Here is a 17,618-nt window from a genome sequence, read left to right as displayed (position 1 = left end):
TTTATTTCCTTTAATTAGAACCCAATCACCCCTTCTATCATGAACCCGTTGAACTTACCGTCTCGGCGGATATCCGTAGCCGCAAAGTCATTGTAATTTTGGCTTACGTACTCAAATTTAGTCAAAATATTTTTGGTAATAAACCAACCCGCACCTAGTTGAACACGATTGATGCCGGGATTTGTTCCATTAGGTAGGTCGCCGCTCACTTCGTTATATCTTCCGGCGAGGTAAAACTTATCCTCGGTTCCAAATCGGTAGACGGCATCTACTCCCAGCTGATTCCAGGTTCTATCGGCACTTTCGTTTGCGGCCTTTCCGGTAGTACGCTCAATGTTGCCGAAAAGCTCCAATCCTTGGAATTTGACGAATGGGTTTAGCACCATTGCGGTTACATTACTCCTCATTCCGGGATTAAATCTACCAGAGGTAAATTGTGCAGAAGTAGTCGCAAGGGTGTTTTCCATCACCAGGTAATACCTAGAACCGCCCCGGTCACCAGACCATAGCGTGTTATTGACTGAACCTGCCGTCGTGTAAACAGATCCCGTCAGCCGGATCCTGAGTTCGTCAGAAACCTGTTTGTCATAGCCCAATTTTCCAATAAAGGACGGCTTTCGAACATCGGGATTGGTTACCCCACCCTGAATCTCTCCACCTGTCATCGATGCTACCGCCAAAAAACCCTTGTCTTGGAAGATGACCTCTCCTCCGATTTCGGTGGTGAATGCATCCATGATGTAATTGCCAACAAACGGATTATAAAATGCATTTCCGTTATCAGACCTTCTGTAGTGTGCGTCGCCATAGTTGATTTCCATGTGGCCCACCTTGATGGTAACCTTTTCCATAATCTTGTCAAACGTAGGGCTGTTCAAAAACGGAACCTTATCCACCTGCAGGTAACCGCCCTTCACCCAAGATTCGGGGTGGTGCCTCGAGGACAGGTAGGTAACCAGATTTAAACGAACGCCGTCGGCAAGGGCCACGTCAATGTTTAGGTTGGCGGTTGCCAGGTTAAAACCAGACCCTATGTTCATTAATTGGTTGGTGTTTACATTGTTGGCATTCAGAACTTCTGTTGCCCCATTTGAGTGGCTCAGCGACTGAAACTGCTGTGCAAACGCCCCCCCAATTCGAACCTTGATACCATCGTAAGCCACGGTGTCCGCTTTACCCGTTTCAAAAATATTCAGACCCCGCTGATCGTAGGGACGCCAAAACTGCATATCACGGTCGCTCTGCGCCATTAGGCCGGTAGATAAAAACCCAGCCAATCCCATTAATAATAGGTGCTTTCTCATGTCTATTGGTGTTTGTTAAGTTTAGTTGATTGGTGCTAATGTCATTTCAATGGTAAGGGTTACATCATCTCCCGTCTTGACCGATCCAAGTAATGCGGTAGGAGGCTCTATACCAAAAGCAGTAAGTTTAAACGAGGTGGAAGAATGAATGGTAACTTTGGACCCCGAAGTCTTAAGCGTTGACTCAAAAGTGACCGGCTTTTTCATTCCTGCTAAATCCAAGGTTCCCATAATCAGCCAGGAGTCTCCCTGCTTTTTGGCTTCGGTCAATTGAAACTTGATTTCCTTGTGCTTGTCTGTACCTAGGGCCTTGTAGGCATTGGTATCCATCGGGCGTTTTCCACTTTTGATACTTTCTGCCGGCATGGATAACGTTGCCGCTGTAATCGCTTGCACCGAGCCGCCAGAAACTGTGATTTTCGCTGATCCATTCGCTTGGTCAGATATCATATCCCAATCGTGTAAGGTCGAAGTGCCCGAAACCTTTAAGGTTGGCTTTCCGTCTATTTTATACTCATTTTGTGCCCGGAGCTGTAGGCTTATAAGGCCTAAAACAATGGATAACAGTAGGATAGGTTGAAATTTCATAATTATAATATTTAAATGATTAAATAATCTTAAATCAATACAAATAAAGTGGCTTGTGCGGCTTCCTTGGATTTGATGATTCAAAACTAGCTAGAAGATTTTAGCCATAACATGACGAAAATCATTCTTTTACATGAGAGAATTCAGTCTGAGAGAAGCAATATTAATTAATTGTAAAACAGGATATTGAATCAAATATAACGGTAATTCAAGCCCACGTAACAACCTCCATTTAACAAAACATCGTATTCTTTTTGATAAAACTTCCGAAAATCTATGGCACCCTATTGCCTGTAAAATACTTATCAATTTCCCAGAAAAAATTTACAGCATATTAGCGAAAAGCCAATCATGGAACGAAAGTGAAAAACCGTCCGTTATTTCTAAAAAATTACTGATCCAGCAATATGCAAATTTCCTACTCGATATTAGACTTAGCGATTATCCGCGAAGGCTACGACGCCAGGGACGCTTACCATCGTAGCATAGACCTTGCCCATAAGGCAGAAACCATGGGATATACCCGTTTTTGGGTCGCGGAACATCATAATATGGCCTACGTAGCCAGTTCTGCACCAACCCTATTGATGGGATATTTGGCACAAGGCACCGAACACATCCGAATAGGCTCTGGCGGCATCATGCTTCCCAACCACAGTCCTTTGATTGTAGCAGAACAGATTGGTTTTTTGGAAACCTTGTATCCGGGGCGCATTGACCTTGGCTTGGGCAGGGCGCCGGGTACAGATCAGCGGACGGCGTCAGCTTTGCGAAGAGGTCGGATGGAAAGTGTACAGGAATTCCCCAATGATCTGGAAGATCTCAAATCGTACTTTTCAGCAGACAATTGGGATGCACCCGTCCGGGCGTTTCCTGCCGAAGGTCTAAATGTGCCGATTTATTTGTTGGGATCCAGTATGAGTAGCGCAGTCTTGGCCGCTGAGAAGGGACTACCCTACGCCTTTGCCAGCCATTTTGCTCCTTCTTATTTTATGCATGCTTCCAACTACTACCGATCCAATTTCACCCCCTCCGATGAAAACCCAAAACCTCATTTGCTGGCCTGTGTCAATATGGTTTTGGCGGAAACCGAGGAACGGGCGCATTACCTAGCCACTTCTTTTTACCAAATGGCCTTGGGAATTATAAGAGGCAGATCCTATCCACTCAGGAAACCTGTTGCAGACATGAGCGCCATTTGGAGCGAACAGGAAGAAGCCGCAATACAAAATATGATGGCCTATACCTTTATCGGCACACCCGACACGGTAAAACCGGCGTTGGAAAAATTTATCAGTCATGGCGGTGTGGATGAATTGCTGATTACCACAAACCTGTATGACCACAAAGAAAGATTGGCATCCTATCAAATGGCCTCCGAACTAATACAGCAAATGCAGGTAAAGTCCGAAAAGTCGTTATACCATTAACCATTGCCTACAAAACTACCCGAATAGTTCAGGAAATAAAGGAATGCTTCCCACTTGCTTTAAAACAGCGAGGCTTGCGGTTACCATTTAAAAGAAGCCGTATTTCCGGCGGATTTCCTCCAACCTCCTGAAATATGGCCACATTCGTATACCGCTCAAAGACGGGCATAGGTTTCGAATACATTTCCAGCAAAAAACTTCCCAAAAGCCGCAATAGCCTGTATACCCTCTTGGGTACTTCTTGCGTGAATCGCCTTTACAGTTCGCAATTGCTGAATAAAATCCGCGATACGAATCACCAACTTACCCTTCCCCAACAACTCGCCGCTTCGGTCTTCACCCTTAAAAACATCGATAAATAGCGTGGTGGTATCCTTCCATACATCGACTACCCTGTCATTAAATATATCCTTAAAGCCTTCAAAATAGAAAGTATCTCCCTCTTCGCTCTGCAAAATCGCCGTATATTTCATCCGTTTACGTTCCGGTGCTTGTGGATCATCGATAAAGAGATTAAAACCACCCCCAAGCGCAGTCATAGGAGATTTGGACAAAGCGGGGGACCGCATGGTACCAAACAGACTGCCTGGATGACTGGGGTCGGTCGTAAAGTGATCCATATCTTCTGTCTGAATGGTCAACGTAAATTCAAACTCAGAATTAAGCCGTTTCCCTACCTCAAATCCCCTATCGTAATCTTCCCGTTCCCCCGTTGCGAAGAAGCCCCGCATCGTCTCGGTAAATTGCACACCCGTTCCCGTCGGGGATGTACGTTTATCGGGCTCTGAGGGAGGATCAAATGCATAGGAAAGCGGCCTACCCAGTTCCTCTAGGATCAGCTTACAGCTTCTCTCCGCCAAGCCGCTGATGGTGAGCAGGGGATTGGTACCTACCGGCCGGGGAATCACCGCTCCATCCATGACATAGAGTCCCTGATGCAATGCAGCACCTTCCTTTCCAGAAAAAACCTGCCCCTTGTGGTCCACCACTCCCTTGGACGCATCGTCGCCCATATTACACCCTCCTAATGGGTGTACCGTCACCAAATCATAGTTCATCAACTTATTCCAAGTCGGATTGGGAATTTTGGTACCCCCATTGGCTTTGGTAGCGGAATAAATTTCCCCATTTACCTTTTCGAATATTTGCTGCTTACCTACACCCCTCCAATTGATGGAAAGTTTGCCGTCCTCCAGTGTCATTTCACCATTCCCATCGTCGTGCGTCATCACGAGGTAAATCTGCGTATGCTTTACTGCACCGTGAAAAGACCCCAAAAGAAGGCTTCTGACCTCGCGCCATTTTTCTTTCCAATAATCCTTTATCCCTCTATCCGTATCTTTCCCCATCAACCGAGAAAACGCGATCAGTGCCTTCGGCATGATGGTTCGGATAGGCCCCGGCACGGTACCTTCTTCCAAAGTCATGCCTGACTCCATATCCTCCCTGCCACGCATGTCAATGACACTGGTGATACAGGGGCCTACTTCGGCAATGGCGTCGGTACCCTTATTCCCCAACCCAATCCCATTGATGGGCTCATCGTTATTATAGCCAAAACCCAACACATCCCCGTTGCCTGTAAAGCGCTTTCCCAATTGGGCGGACAGCGGCAACCCCTGTTGGGCGGATCTAAACAGGATCTCCGTTGACCCCAAGGAGCCTCCACTCAAAATGACCCGATCTGCTGTAATAAACATCAGAGGTGCGTTAAAGTGCTCCCTCCCTATTCCCACCGGGTGAAAATAAACTTGCCATCGATCGCCGGCATTTTTTACATAGCGTACATTGATTTCGGTAAATATCTCAGCCCCGTGATTAAACGCATCGGGAAGGTAATTCATCGCAGTGGTGTTTTTTGCCCCCACATTACAGCCAGTCACACAATCGCCACAGTTGGTACATCTGGGCTGTTTGATGCCGACATGGTTTTGTCGGTCTTCAAAATTGACATTGATATCCAGGAGACGGAATGGTTCCGACATAAACGCCGCAGACTTACGCATAGCCTCGGTTTTCTTCAGCACCGGATAACCGTTTTTATTTTCGGGATAGGGAGTTGGTTTCAACATTTCCCAGGCCCTGTCCATACCTTCGTGAAAACTCTCGATATTTGCCCGGATAGCCGCGGGCCACTCCTCCTGCACCATCACCCGCGGATCCGGCTTGATGGAGACATTGGCATTCACCAAGGAAGTCCCCCCTAGGCCACAGCCCTTAAATACGTTGATCCCGTTTCCCATCGTAAATTCATACAATCCATTACGATCGAGGCTTTCCGATTTACCACGTATAAAATTCATTTCCTTACCGGACTCGAGCAAGGTGCTGGGAAAATCTCCGGGCAAAAATTCCTTGCCTTTTTCCAATAAGCAGACGTTGAGCCCGGCACGGGACATTCTGGAGGCAGCGATACTCCCTCCATACCCGGAACCGATCACGACAACTTCGTAGTTGCTCTTTAATTCCGACAGGGGCTTAGACAGTTTTTTCATGGTGTACTTCAATGGGTTGTTCAATCAAAGAAAATGAAATGGGGCTTCCGGCAACGATGGCCCGGTCGCCTTCGGTGGATACCTTCCAATCAGATACCACCTTTTCAAAACCGATAGGGTAAATCGTCAGGCAGTCTTTGGTGAGATGCAGGCGAAGAAAATTTTTATACCCTTCCCAGCGGTAGGAGGAAGAAGCTTCGGTAATATGGTTCTTCAAAACCAATACGCTAAAGGTCAGGTAGAGTCCGAATATCAATGCACTGAGTGTTCCGCCGATCACCACCATTTCAGCTAGGAACAACGCCACCTGACTGGGTTGGTTGACCTTCAATCCCAACTGATCTAGGTTAATCCCAGAAAAAAGCCAAAGCAGTCCGTAAAACACCATCAGATGCAGCAGGCCATGGACTGCGCCGGCCAGATAGTTCCACTTGCCGTACCCCGACTTAACATCGGTAAAGACCACGACACCTCCAAGCAGTAGCAGATTTAGAAAAATGGCACCCGGATTATGGCTAAGGGATGCTACAATAGCGCCGAAGGCGGTCCCAAAACCTTCTACAAACGAGGGAATTTTGCTCAATTGCTCCATGAGTGTATCTCCGCTCGCTAATTGTTGGGTTTGCAAAATCCAACTGGTGAACGCATGCACAATCCCAAACAAGGTGAGCATGGTCAGACTAAAATAGGGAAACAACAAATTAAGCAAACTCAGCCTGACCGAGGCCTCTCTGGGCGGGAACACTCCCTTTAGCTGCGCCGAATATCCATCCACGGGAGCGATGGTATCCTTAAGGGTATGAGTAGGGTGCATAAAAGCGCCACCTCCGCCTGCGGTAATCAATTGACGGGTCTCTCCCCTCACCGTCTTTTCCTCATACCTGGCATAATGGTGTAGATCCCCGGTAAGAATCGTGTTTACGGTAATTGACTGGTTTTTTTCTTCGTAGGCCTTGTTTCCCTTGCCATATAGGATCTTGTCTATAAAAAACTTAAACCGGTCATAAGCGGTGCTTTTCTGATCAAAGGAGCGATACACCCAAGATGGCTCAGCCGTGCATAGGATAACCTTCGTTTGGGAGGTAAAATGGTGCTGGGCAATATCCCTAAAATAGCAGATCTGAGGGTAGTCTATATCTGCGTGCAATTGTATGTCGATGGCTATCAACCAGTAATCGTGGGGGAGCTTAATGGCAAAATAACTACGAGTCTGCCGGGTTTTCCAGTTTCCCAACGAACGCTCCTGTGTAAAAAGTCTAAGAAAATTGGTCAGCCCATCATACCAATCGTGGTTGCCCGGAATGGCATACACGTCAGGCCGATGCGCATCGGGTGAATCGTCCTTGGGAAAAGCGGCCTCATAGGGTCCTTTCAGTCGATTGGAATATTCGATCATTTCCGGTGTAGGATACACTTCATCTCCCCCCATCACCAAAAAATCTCCCCGCTTCAACTCCCTCCCCCCCACGGTAATCGATGGCTCCGCTAACGTCTTGGCCAGGGTATAGGTAGGATTAAACCCGTCTCCTAAGTCAGAAATAAAGTCAAACCATATTTCCTCCTTATCCGAATAGTCAAAGGGCTTCGCTTCCTGGTCAAGCGCGGCCTGCATTTCGCGGCGGTCGGCAAAATTTCCAAAAACGGAGGAAAGCAAGGTCTTCACACCGGTAAAGGCCAGCTGCTTGGGGTCGTACCAATTGACCATGGGTTTCTTTTCAAACTTCATCTTACTGTGGTTTGTATCATCACTATTTGCCGTTCCAATACCCTCTGTGTGGTATAAATCGGGTTCTCCGCTTGCTATAAGCGGTACTTTTCAATATCTTGGATCTGCGGTGCCGATAGCCATTCCTCCCCTAACCCCAAATCCGTCACCGATTCCAACCCTTCCGGCATTTGGGTCGGTAGCTGTTCGTAGGTGAGGAACCAACATTGAAAATGGTCATCCAAAATACCGTTTGCCGCAGGCATGTAAGTCGTGAACAACGGGTCAGGATTCACGTCGATTTTCCGAAGCATGGCCACATGGGGATGATCTCCAATATGAAGGGTTGCTTTGGCTTTCCCAAATAGATTTAGTCCTACCTTTGTCTGAAAATACACATAGGAGGCCATGAGCATGTTTCGGTATTGGCAATAATTGGTGGCGCCAATTCGGATACCCAAGCTGCTGGATCGCGGCTTTTGAATTTCTATGCGAAAGGCAAACTGCCCATCTTTTTCATATTGGCTGCTGACGCTTGTAGGTGTATCCACAAAGTCCAGATTTGCCTGATGCTTGGGCATGCCCCAGATTCCCTTTCCTCCTTTTACGGATACTTCCGAACTTACCGGAAGGTCTAATATAAATTGACCTGTACCGTAAACACTCGAAAAAAGCGCATTCAGTATTCTAGGAGCTGGCTTTTTTCCATGCGTGCAGCCGATAGCGATGCTAAACTCGATGTATTTTCCAATACTGGTGTCCACATAGTTGATCACCGTAATGAGCAAAACGGCCCGGCCATTGGGCAATTTCAACGCATGAATCTCGTTTCCCGGCAACAGCGCATTGGCCTTTTCCCAATCACAGGAAAATCCAGCCATAAACGCCGGGGCATTCTTGGCCTGAATAGGCATCTGATAGGGTATTCCGTCTACCAGTGCAAATCTACCCGTATATCTTTTGATCCTTCTTGGCGGCATGGGTCAATTATTGTTTAATTCGGCTATCATCTTCGGAAACACATCTACGGGAGCATTTTTTCCAAAAAACACATCCAAGTGGCTGTATTCCTTCAGAAGATATAGTTGGTGATAACCCGGGTTCAGCTTTTCCAAGTAGTCAAAGGTCCGCATCTGGCTTTCCGCCAAAAAACATTTATTCTTCTCCCCAGCAAAGAGGACGACCCGGGCATCGGTCTTGGGCGGCAAGACCTGATAGTCAATGCCTGATCCGGCGGATGGCTTAAGCACCCCCGCACGTACGCAGCTTCTTATATGGCGGAAAAATGTTAGGGGCACATGGGCGAATTCATACTGAATCCAGTCCATGGTTTTCTTGTCCAGGTTCTCCAGCTCCCAGAGTGCCGGCATGCCAGACCCGTAAGTAAAACTAACCATCTTGCCTACCGTGGTATCTTCTTCCCAATGGGTGGCTTTTACCAGCTTTTTAATCAGCTTGGATTTAAAATCAGGTGCCCCCAAACCCCAAGAGGGATCCAAGTAGTCAAAAAGGGTGCCTACGATTGGTAGCAGTACATTCAGCTTAAACACTGAAAACCGGGGGATTATAGGATGCAGCGAAACTGCATTACTGATGATGACTTTGACCTCTGGCAATAGGCCCAATGCCGCTGAGATCATAAAGCTGGTACTGCCCTGACAGTGAACGATTGCCTTCAGCTCCGAATAACCCGTGCACTCCAACACTTTCTGCACGGCTGCCGGATGATCGTGATAGGCCACTTGGTCCAAGTCCCACTCGTTGGGCATCAGGTCAATACTTGCTCGCCAATTTTCCAACCACACATCGTACCCCGCATGTGAAAGCATATGAATGAGGTTTTGCTCTGCGGGAGGATTAAAAATATTGCTCCTCACTCCTGCCCCATGAACCAAAAGCACAGGCCCTTTTGGGGTGGGATTGTTCGTGAGGTAATGCTTTAGGTTACAAGGAAACCCATCTAGCGCTGTGAAGGGCACCGTGTCAAATTGGTTATTCATGGAGGTTAGATTTTCAGGATATAAGTTATACAGAATGCATTAATTTCCAAAGAATATTCCAAAATATAAAAATCCATGGGAACCTCGATGTACTTGACTCCCCTAAAATCGACACAATCCCGCTATACCGGGGAAATTTGCCGGGAATTTGTACCTTGGAAGTCGAAAAAAACGATTCATCATGCACAAACAGATCTCTTCAATTCTGTTCGCCGGCATACTCCTGTGTGCTTGCTCCACAGAGAATACTTCAACCAAGCCAACTCCCATGGATTACCAAAAAGACATTGAAATCATCACTGCCATGAGTGGCGCAAGGGCGCGCGCATTTAACGATGGAAACGCCTCCGAAATTGCGCGATACTTTGCAGAAGATGCCTTTTTAATGGCGCCTAGTAAAGAAACGCTCAGAGGCAAAAAATCCGTGGAATCCTATTACCAAGCTATTTTTGACGAATACAAAACCATCCTGGAAAGTGGCTACGACGATGTGGTTGTTGACGGCGATTTGGCATATGGGCGGGGTTTTGCCAACGTTACCCTGATCAGTAAAATAACCGGAGACACTCTCAATTCAACCTCCAAGTACCTCAATATTTTGGAAAAAAGAAACGGAGAATGGATTACTACACACGACATCTGGAACGGAAATGAACCCTAGACCAAAGCTCATAAAAAAAGCTATGAAACAATGTTTCATAGCTTTAGTCAATTAACAATAAACCCAAAATAACCAAGCTGTAACAGAAGGATTCGAACCTCCTGCAAAGACGATTCTTTGCCTCCATCAAGCCATTTTCAGCTTTGTTACAGAAAAAACCAAAAAAATTTGTCTCTTTCAATGACACAAAGATAATAGGGGTTTTTTGATTTAAAAAATTTTTAATTAAGTATTCTTAAAAAATATATTTTTTTTAATCCATCGACTTAGAATTAAAATTTTATTAACAGCAAAGCCTATCTAGGGAAGCAAATTAAAAAAATTATAATTTGGAAAACAACCCAATTTACGCATACACACAGAACAATGATCGGATATATGTCTGATTCTAATCGTTTCAGCTTGATCTGAAATCACTTCACCCAATCATCCCAATTAATTGGATTACCCTCCCAGTGCCATACGCCATCGATCTTTTCCAAATTTCGGTGTTTACTCCCCGGCGCATGCGGGGCGTCTTCTGTCGTTAGCCAAGCAGCCAGCTCGGTCTTTACCTCGGCATAAGCTGGATTCGAGGCTAAATTCAAGTGTTCGTGAGGGTCTTCGTCGTGGTCATAGAGTTCTTCGGATCCATCCGCATATCGGATATACCGCCATCGTTCTGTCCTGACACTGTTGTTACCGGGATTATGAGTGGTGATAGCTGGTCGTTTTCGGGGCGCATTGGAATCCCGCAACTGAGGAGCGAGCGAAATGCCTTCCAATCCATCTTTGGTGGGCAATCCGGCCCACTCAACCAGGGTTGGGTAGATATCCAATAGTTCGGCCGGCCGGTTTACGACTTCTCCTTTAGGAATTTCCGGACCGGCAAAAATCAAAGGAACATGGGTAGCACGTTCCCAGAGGGTATTCTTTCCGGTTATCCCTTTCTCTCCCAGGTGAAACCCATGATCAGACCACAGCACCACAATGGTATTATCTGATAGTCCCTGCTTATCCAAGGCGTCCAAGACCCTGCCCACCTGTGCGTCGGTAAAACTAATCGTGGCCATGTAAGCCCTTACAAAACGCTCCCATTGGTTGTTTTCCTTTAGCCAACTCAAGCGCACCTCTGGAAGGTACCAATGCAAGTACCAAGAGAAATCCGGAATATCTATTCGATCATCCTCCGGTGCTTCAGGTAAGTGGATCCCGGCATGCTCCGGATATAAGTCGAACCATTTTTTTGTCGCATAGAGCGGCACATGGGGCAGCCAGAAGCCTACGGCCATAAAAAACGGCCTTCCGTCTTCCTGCACGGCCAACTCCTCCAATTTTTGTTCCGCCCATGTAGCTACTTTATAATCATTTCGCACACTGTCCCCCACTTCAGGATAAACGCCCCAATCGATTAGCGGATGATTGCCCATATGGGTATTGGGCACAAGCTTTTCGGTCGGATGTCCCGCAGTGCCTCCCCCAATCGGTCCCCATTCCTCAAAATCTGTCCGCTTCTCTTCCGAATTGCCCAGCGTATGGAATATCTTCCCGTTGGAAAGGGTACGGTACCCGTATTGGTGAAAATACTGGGGCAAAGTCACCGCATCTCTGGTCATCTCCACATCCCTAAAGTGAGGCGAGAGGTTGTAGATACCCGTTGTGGAAGGCCTGTATCCGGTTAAAATACTGGCTCGGGAAGGATTGCACAATGGCGCCTGCGTATGGGCATTGGCAAACAATACACCCCTTGCCGCTAGTCGGTCAATATTCGGGGTTTGAATCTGTGGGTGTCCGCCCAACACGCCTACCCAGTCATTCAAGTCATCAATGGCAATGAAAAGGACATTCGGTCTGGGCTTTTCCTGCGATTGCTGTTCTTTAGCACATCCAAAAAACAACACCAAGGCCATTGAATAGCCCATTACCTCTACCATCAAGCGTGATTTTAATTTCATAATGCGTCAGTTTTTGGAAAGATTACCTTCCAGATGTTCCCACCTCGTTGCCTTCCACCATATTCGATTACATACAATTCATTGCCAACCAGTACCGCATCCACTGGCTGCGAAAACCCCTCGGCAATACGCCAAGTATTCAGCCGGAAGTTCGATACCTCGGGATCAAAAGTCACCCGCAATTGCAGCAAGTCTTCCCCGCTATCTGTAAAAGGCTGCATGAGGCTGGATTTGGTTCCATTGGTATACCGAAGTGTAAAAGCACTCCCGGTGTACGAACCACCCAACCAATGCTCTCGGTCAAAATTCAAGCCTAATGGCGAAGAATGGGCGGTAAAACCAACGATACTTGTTCCTTCCTCGAATGCGTCCCTGATATCACCGGTTGCCCTGTCCCTGTATTTAACGGCATCGGGACCAAAATTTCGCATCCCAGGTGTAAATGCAATACCTTCGGGTCTTTTTGGGAACTGGGGATCATTGTAAAAGCCCTCGGGCCAGGCAGCGGCCGAAGTATTCAAGAAAGGATCTTTTTCTGGGTCGGGGTACCAATCTGCAAACTGCTGCGGGGTGTCCAACCCACCCATTACCCAGGGGAATCCATAGTGATGTCCCTCCCGAACCCAAAACATATCTTCGCTCTGGTCGTAATCGCCTGAATTGACGACGGCAAAGAGGTTACCGTCCTTGTCAAAATCGAAATCATACGCATTTCGAATACCCTCTGCATACAGGTAACCCGCGTTGCGCAATGCTTCCAGATCGTTTGGCAATAATACATCCTGCGCGTCAATGGGAAATCGAAAAATCCCAGCAGTTAACGGCTCGTTTCTGGAATTGGGATACGCTCCTTTATTATCCTGAACCTCTCCGTGGTCTGTCCTCGACCCACTGACTACGTAAATATACCGCCCATCCGGGCTAACCTTGACGGCACTCCAGCCATGGTCAAAGGGGGTGCTCGTGGTTCCGTACTCCACGGTAGAAAACACCTTTGAAACCCGATGGTTTCCCAAGGGATTCAACTCCACCCGCATCATCCATCCGGTGGTGCCCTTGTTGTCATTTACCCGTATATTGCCCGCCAAAAAAAGTGTGTTTCCATAAACGGTGGCGCCTTGAAGCCTGTTTATGCCATGCTCTGTGGCAGTAATAACCTTTTCAGCGTGCAGAGGTCTTTCGCTTCGGTCTATCTTGTAGACATCCCCTCCAAAAGTCGCATACCACAAGGCATCTGTCTCCGGTTGGTAAAATATTCTTACGGCTCTGGCGGGCACTTTTAGGTAGTGTTGTATGCTGATGTCCTCCCGAAGGCTTACAGGCGAAGCGGCCAAGGTTTCCGCCATACCCTCTCCCAATTTCCGAATGTAGGCAGTCACCTGCCACCGCTGCTGTTCAGAAAGGATCTCATCAAAGGAAGGCATGACGTTTCTCCCCTGACTGATTTTCCAAAATATCGCCCCATCTGTCTGATTCAAAAAGGATTCAGTGTGAAAATCAGCGGGCTGTGATCCCATAGCACCTCCGGCGGCTCCATCTCCCATACCACTAGCCCCGTGGCAACTCCAGCAGTATACGTTATAGAGTGCCTGACCCGCCTCCACAGACGCCTCATCTTGAAATGGGTTTAACCGATGATTCGCCTCTTCGGGAACCTTCCACGGTCGGGAATCGTCCGAATCCGCTTGGTCTGACGAAGAACAGGCCCAAAACGCCAAAAAGCACCCCAAAAAACGGCCGAGACACAACAAAGATTGCATAGCTTTACCATTCATGATGCTTTATTCATTTATAATTTAAAACTTAAAAAGCTGAAATCCTGTTTAACTTACTTGTAATGTACGTTCTGATGGACACACCTACTAAATTGCCAATTATTTTTGTATTTTGGATGTAATACCTAAAATAATATATGTATGCCACGAATCTACCTAAGTATAGGCGCACTACTCCTTTTAGCGCAGGTCTCCTACGGTCAAGTCGGCGAAAATTTCCTCAATGTGGGGTTTGATGGAGCGCTGACCCTAAATGAGTATTATCAAAACGAGTTCCCTGCCGGTTTTGGCGGTTCAGTAAAAGCGCTCTATGGAGTAGGCATGAATGGACAGGTGACCCTAACCGGCGGATTCACCTACTTCCCCATTAGATCCAACATTGTCCTACCTTTGGGCGATAACGTGGCGTTTAATCTTATCCCCGTCACCGTAGGATACCGGATGTTTTTCGAGAATCTCTTTTTTGAACCCCAGGTCGGTGCTGCGCTGCATGTGGCCCGCAACCGCTTTGCACAAAACAGTGACAACGTAACGACTGCCGAGTTGGGATTTGCAGCGGAAGCTGGTTACATTTTTGAACCGCTCGAGGTCAGCCTCAGGTATCAACACACCGGGAGAGCTCCTTTCCATCTCGGAATACTAGCGATGCGGGTAATGTTTCGCATGCCCGTTTTTTAAGGCAATTCCAGCCGATAAACGGGATAGGCATTATGCTCCCGTTCTCTCCATGGGGAGTTGTCATAGACCCATCGAAGTTGGGCGGGACCGTCGTTGGCAAAGGACTCATCTTGTAGCTTCTTTGCCTCAAGGCGTTGCCTAATCAGTGGATTTTCGTCCAAATAAGCCGCTGCCAAATCCTCAAAAACGTAGGCAGAGTAGCCCTCCTTCGCCTGAAGTATGGTGTCAAAGAAGTTCCATGCAAAAAAACTGTCCTCTCCTTGTGGTTCCAACACCTCTGCCAAATAACGGGAAGCCACTTGATTGGTGCGCACCAAATAATCTCCCTTCCGAAAAGCATAGGTAAAGGACTTCTTGACCACCTGCACGTCAGAATGCAGGTAATGGCCCTCGTAGGCCCGGGGAGAGGTTTTAAAAGCATCGATTTCGTACCCCGTCACCCTCAGCACCGTATCTCTTTCGAGCCTCTCCACCTCCACCCCATTCCTTGAAAGGTTTTCCACAACCTGATGCCAGCCCTGAGGGATCAAATAAGCTCTAGGCAGTTGAATGGAAAGACCGGGCACATAGGTGTGGTAAAATGTAACCTCCTTGGTAAAGGGTCTACTCCGATCATAATACAACCGGGGCAGACCGGAGACCTCAGACGGCTTGCTTCCCGACTCGAATCCATGGAAAACGATTGACTTGTAGCGCTCCCTGTTCAACTGATGATTGAGGGAAACTTCTCTCAGTTGCCTCAACCATTTTTGTTGGTCTTTACAAAGACGAAGGATCTTATCGCCATCCTGCTCGATAGTTGCAAAAAAGGTTTCAAATAAGGCATAGGTAGAACGAACCCTTTCGCCATAGGGTTTTAGCATGTGGGTCTCGGGCATAAAACTCAAGGTTCCGAACAAAGCGGCATAACCGCTACTATACCTACCACTGTCCTTAAACTGAGGCCATCCATCTTCGGGTTTGCCATTCCAGGCATTTACATAGGGGACCAAGGGAAATCCGGCCTCTTCCATCCCACGGTAGAGTTTGGGTTCCAACTCTTCTTCCAAGTAGCTCCCCATAGGCCCTCCCAATCGGTTATGTTGCGTGGAAATCAGTGTCATAACATGCTGATAATCGGCCCCATTACTCACGTGGGTATCAATAAAAACCTGCGGCCCTAACCAGTGAAAGATAGATTGGAAGGACTGCGCATTACGGCTATCTGCTTTGATGAAGTCCCTATTCAGGTCGTAATTGCGGGCATTGGCCCGAAAACCGTACTCCTGAGGACCATTTTGATTAACCCGGCTATGGGATCCCCGATTGAGGTGTCCTCCAACGTTATACACCGGAATTACGGCGAGAACCGTGTTTTTTGGAAGGTTACGTTTCTGTAACGCCAAATCCCGGAGCAACATCATGGAAGCATCAATCCCGTCCGGCTCTCCCGGGTGGATGCCGTTGTTGATTAACAATACCAAGCGGTTCTCCCGGTGCCAATCCGCCGGATCAAACTGCTTCCATGGATCATAGAGGACCACATGCAGTGGCAGCCCGGCATCCGTCATCCCCATTTCAATCATTTCAACAGCCTCAAAATCACTTGCCAACTGCTGGAAATAGGCAATTACCTCGGTGTATTGAGCCGTTTCCAGCCCCCCGCTGACTTCAAAACGGGTGGTATACGTTGGTTGGGCAAACCCAACTAAACCAATAGCGGGCAGGAGCAAAAGGGTAACAAGCAAATTTCGCATGGCCAAATGTCCAAAAAATAAAAAAAGAAAGCAATGCTTCACCGATACCGACAGCAGCATTGCTTTCAATGGTAACTAGGACAGGAATGTACCTAAGTGGTGTACACCGAGTTAAACATCACGTAATCCGTGGTGAGGTCACTACCCCAACCCACTGCCTCATGCTTACCAGTATTCAGCTGTAGGTGTACCCGAACATGCGACTCCCTAAGCAACTTTTTCATGTAATTCTTGTCAAAATCAGTGGGAGTCCCCTTTTTCAATACCTGCACCATGTTATTGCTATCTCCGAGGTACAGGTTGGCCTTTCGGTAATTAAAAGCGATCCCGGCATTTCCACAGGCAGCAATGATGCGGCCCCAGTTGGGATCACGCCCAAACATCGCCGTCTTCACCAGGACGGAATCTGAGATAGCCCGCACCATGATCCTGGCATTGGCCTCTGATTTGGCATTGGACACCTGGTATTCGATAAACTTTGAAGCCCCTTCTCCATCTGACACAATGAGCTTGGCCAGATGAACCAATAGCTCAGTCAGTTTATCCCTAAACATCAAATATAAAGGGTCATCGGTACTAGTTACTAGCTGGTTTCCGGCCATTCCGTTGGCTAAAACCGCCACCATGTCGTTCGTAGATGTATCCCCATCCACGGTAATCATGTTAAAAGACCGCTCCACGCAGTAGTGTAGGGTTTTTTGCAGCAGCTTTTTTTCGATGCCAATATCCGTGGCTACAAAGGCTAACATGGTCGCCATATTTGGATGGATCATACCAGAACCCTTGGCCACGCCACCGATTGAGATGGTTTTACCTTCCCATTCAAACTCGACAAATCCCTCCTTTGCAAAGGTATCCGTGGTCAATATGGCATTGGCCAGAAACGAACCTGCTTTGGGTTCGTTGCTGAGCTTGGGGATGTTGGTACGGATTCCTTCCACCACTTCCTCTGTCGGAAATTTCTCCCCTATCAACCCGGTGGATGCTACGATTACATCTTCTTTGGAAATGGAAAGCATCTCGGCAACAGTATCTGCCATGGCTTCGGCTCCCAGACGGCCCTGTTCACCAGTACAGGCATTGGCATTACCCGCATTGCATACAATCACCTGTGCCCGATTGTCCTTGAGGTGCTTTCGGGTCACCTTAATTGGCTCTGCCTGCACTTTATTTTGTGTCAGCGTAGCCGCAGCAGCCGCTGGCACCTCCGAATAAATAAGTGCCAAATCTCTTCTCATGGACTTTACACCTGAGTGCGCTCCCCAACATTTGATGCCTTTTACATTGGTAATATTCTTGATCATCGTAAATC

Annotated in this window: 13 protein-coding genes; 3 read left to right on the top strand and 10 right to left on the bottom strand. The window is 47.5% G+C overall.

The window, feature by feature from the left end:
* Positions 1-14: 14 nt before the first annotated feature.
* A complete protein-coding gene (locus tag IAQ59_RS16030; RefSeq protein WP_209331843.1) occupies positions 15-1,304 on the bottom strand; it encodes a hypothetical protein in 1,290 nt (429 codons plus the stop codon).
* Positions 1,305-1,325: 21 nt separating this feature from the next.
* Positions 1,326-1,892 (bottom strand): YceI family protein, encoded by a 567-nt coding sequence (locus tag IAQ59_RS16025; RefSeq protein WP_209331842.1) that lies wholly within the window; start codon positions 1,890-1,892, stop codon positions 1,326-1,328.
* Between the two features lie 407 nt (positions 1,893-2,299).
* Here IAQ59_RS16025 and IAQ59_RS16020 point away from each other — a divergent pair, with 407 nt between their 5' ends.
* Positions 2,300-3,322, top strand: a complete 1,023-nt coding sequence (locus IAQ59_RS16020; RefSeq protein ID WP_209331841.1) for an LLM class flavin-dependent oxidoreductase — start codon at positions 2,300-2,302, stop codon at positions 3,320-3,322.
* A 155-nt stretch (positions 3,323-3,477) separates the two neighbouring features.
* On the opposite strand, the gene IAQ59_RS16015 is transcribed toward IAQ59_RS16020, so the two are convergent.
* From IAQ59_RS16015 to IAQ59_RS16000, 4 genes are all read right to left on the bottom strand, one after another.
* A complete protein-coding gene (locus IAQ59_RS16015; RefSeq protein ID WP_209331840.1) occupies positions 3,478-5,817 on the bottom strand; it encodes a GMC family oxidoreductase N-terminal domain-containing protein in 2,340 nt (779 codons plus the stop codon).
* Entirely contained in the window at positions 5,801-7,543 is a 1,743-nt protein-coding gene (locus IAQ59_RS16010; protein ID WP_245189649.1) for a metallophosphoesterase, read from the bottom strand. The genes IAQ59_RS16015 and IAQ59_RS16010 overlap by 17 nt, the downstream gene beginning before the upstream one ends.
* Positions 7,544-7,617: 74 nt before the next feature.
* Entirely contained in the window at positions 7,618-8,502 is an 885-nt protein-coding gene (locus tag IAQ59_RS16005; RefSeq protein ID WP_209331839.1) for an acetoacetate decarboxylase family protein, read from the bottom strand.
* Between the two features lie 3 nt (positions 8,503-8,505).
* A complete protein-coding gene (locus IAQ59_RS16000) occupies positions 8,506-9,522 on the bottom strand; it encodes an esterase (protein WP_209331838.1) in 1,017 nt (338 codons plus the stop codon).
* A gap of 181 nt (positions 9,523-9,703) precedes the next feature.
* Between IAQ59_RS16000 and IAQ59_RS15995 the strand changes: the two genes are divergently transcribed.
* Positions 9,704-10,183, top strand: coding sequence for a YybH family protein (locus IAQ59_RS15995; protein ID WP_209331837.1), 480 nt, complete (start codon positions 9,704-9,706; stop codon positions 10,181-10,183).
* Positions 10,184-10,596: 413 nt separating this feature from the next.
* On the opposite strand, the gene IAQ59_RS15990 is transcribed toward IAQ59_RS15995, so the two are convergent.
* Positions 10,597-12,117, bottom strand: coding sequence for a sulfatase (locus IAQ59_RS15990; RefSeq protein ID WP_245189648.1), 1,521 nt, complete (start codon positions 12,115-12,117; stop codon positions 10,597-10,599).
* Complete coding sequence (locus tag IAQ59_RS15985) at positions 12,114-13,892, bottom strand: c-type cytochrome (RefSeq protein ID WP_245189647.1); 1,779 nt, start codon at positions 13,890-13,892, stop codon at positions 12,114-12,116. The genes IAQ59_RS15990 and IAQ59_RS15985 overlap by 4 nt, the downstream gene beginning before the upstream one ends.
* Before the next feature lie 141 nt (positions 13,893-14,033).
* On the opposite strand from IAQ59_RS15985, the gene IAQ59_RS15980 reads away from it, so the two are divergent.
* Positions 14,034-14,570 (top strand): hypothetical protein, encoded by a 537-nt coding sequence (locus IAQ59_RS15980; protein WP_209331836.1) that lies wholly within the window; start codon positions 14,034-14,036, stop codon positions 14,568-14,570.
* Here the strand turns inward: IAQ59_RS15980 and IAQ59_RS15975 are convergent.
* Complete coding sequence (locus IAQ59_RS15975) at positions 14,567-16,306, bottom strand: M14 family zinc carboxypeptidase (RefSeq protein WP_209331835.1); 1,740 nt, start codon at positions 16,304-16,306, stop codon at positions 14,567-14,569. The genes IAQ59_RS15980 and IAQ59_RS15975 overlap by 4 nt on opposite strands.
* Before the next feature lie 92 nt (positions 16,307-16,398).
* Positions 16,399-17,610 (bottom strand): bifunctional glutamate N-acetyltransferase/amino-acid acetyltransferase ArgJ, encoded by a 1,212-nt coding sequence (gene argJ / locus IAQ59_RS15970; RefSeq protein WP_209331834.1) that lies wholly within the window; start codon positions 17,608-17,610, stop codon positions 16,399-16,401.
* Between the last annotated feature and the right edge of the window lie 8 nt (positions 17,611-17,618).

It is taken from the genome of Lunatimonas salinarum (assembly GCF_017811155.1).
In the GTDB taxonomy this organism is placed as follows: domain Bacteria; phylum Bacteroidota; class Bacteroidia; order Cytophagales; family Cyclobacteriaceae; genus Lunatimonas; species Lunatimonas salinarum.
Note: the sequence above shows the minus strand (reverse complement) of the source record. Positions and strands in the feature narration are given on the sequence as shown.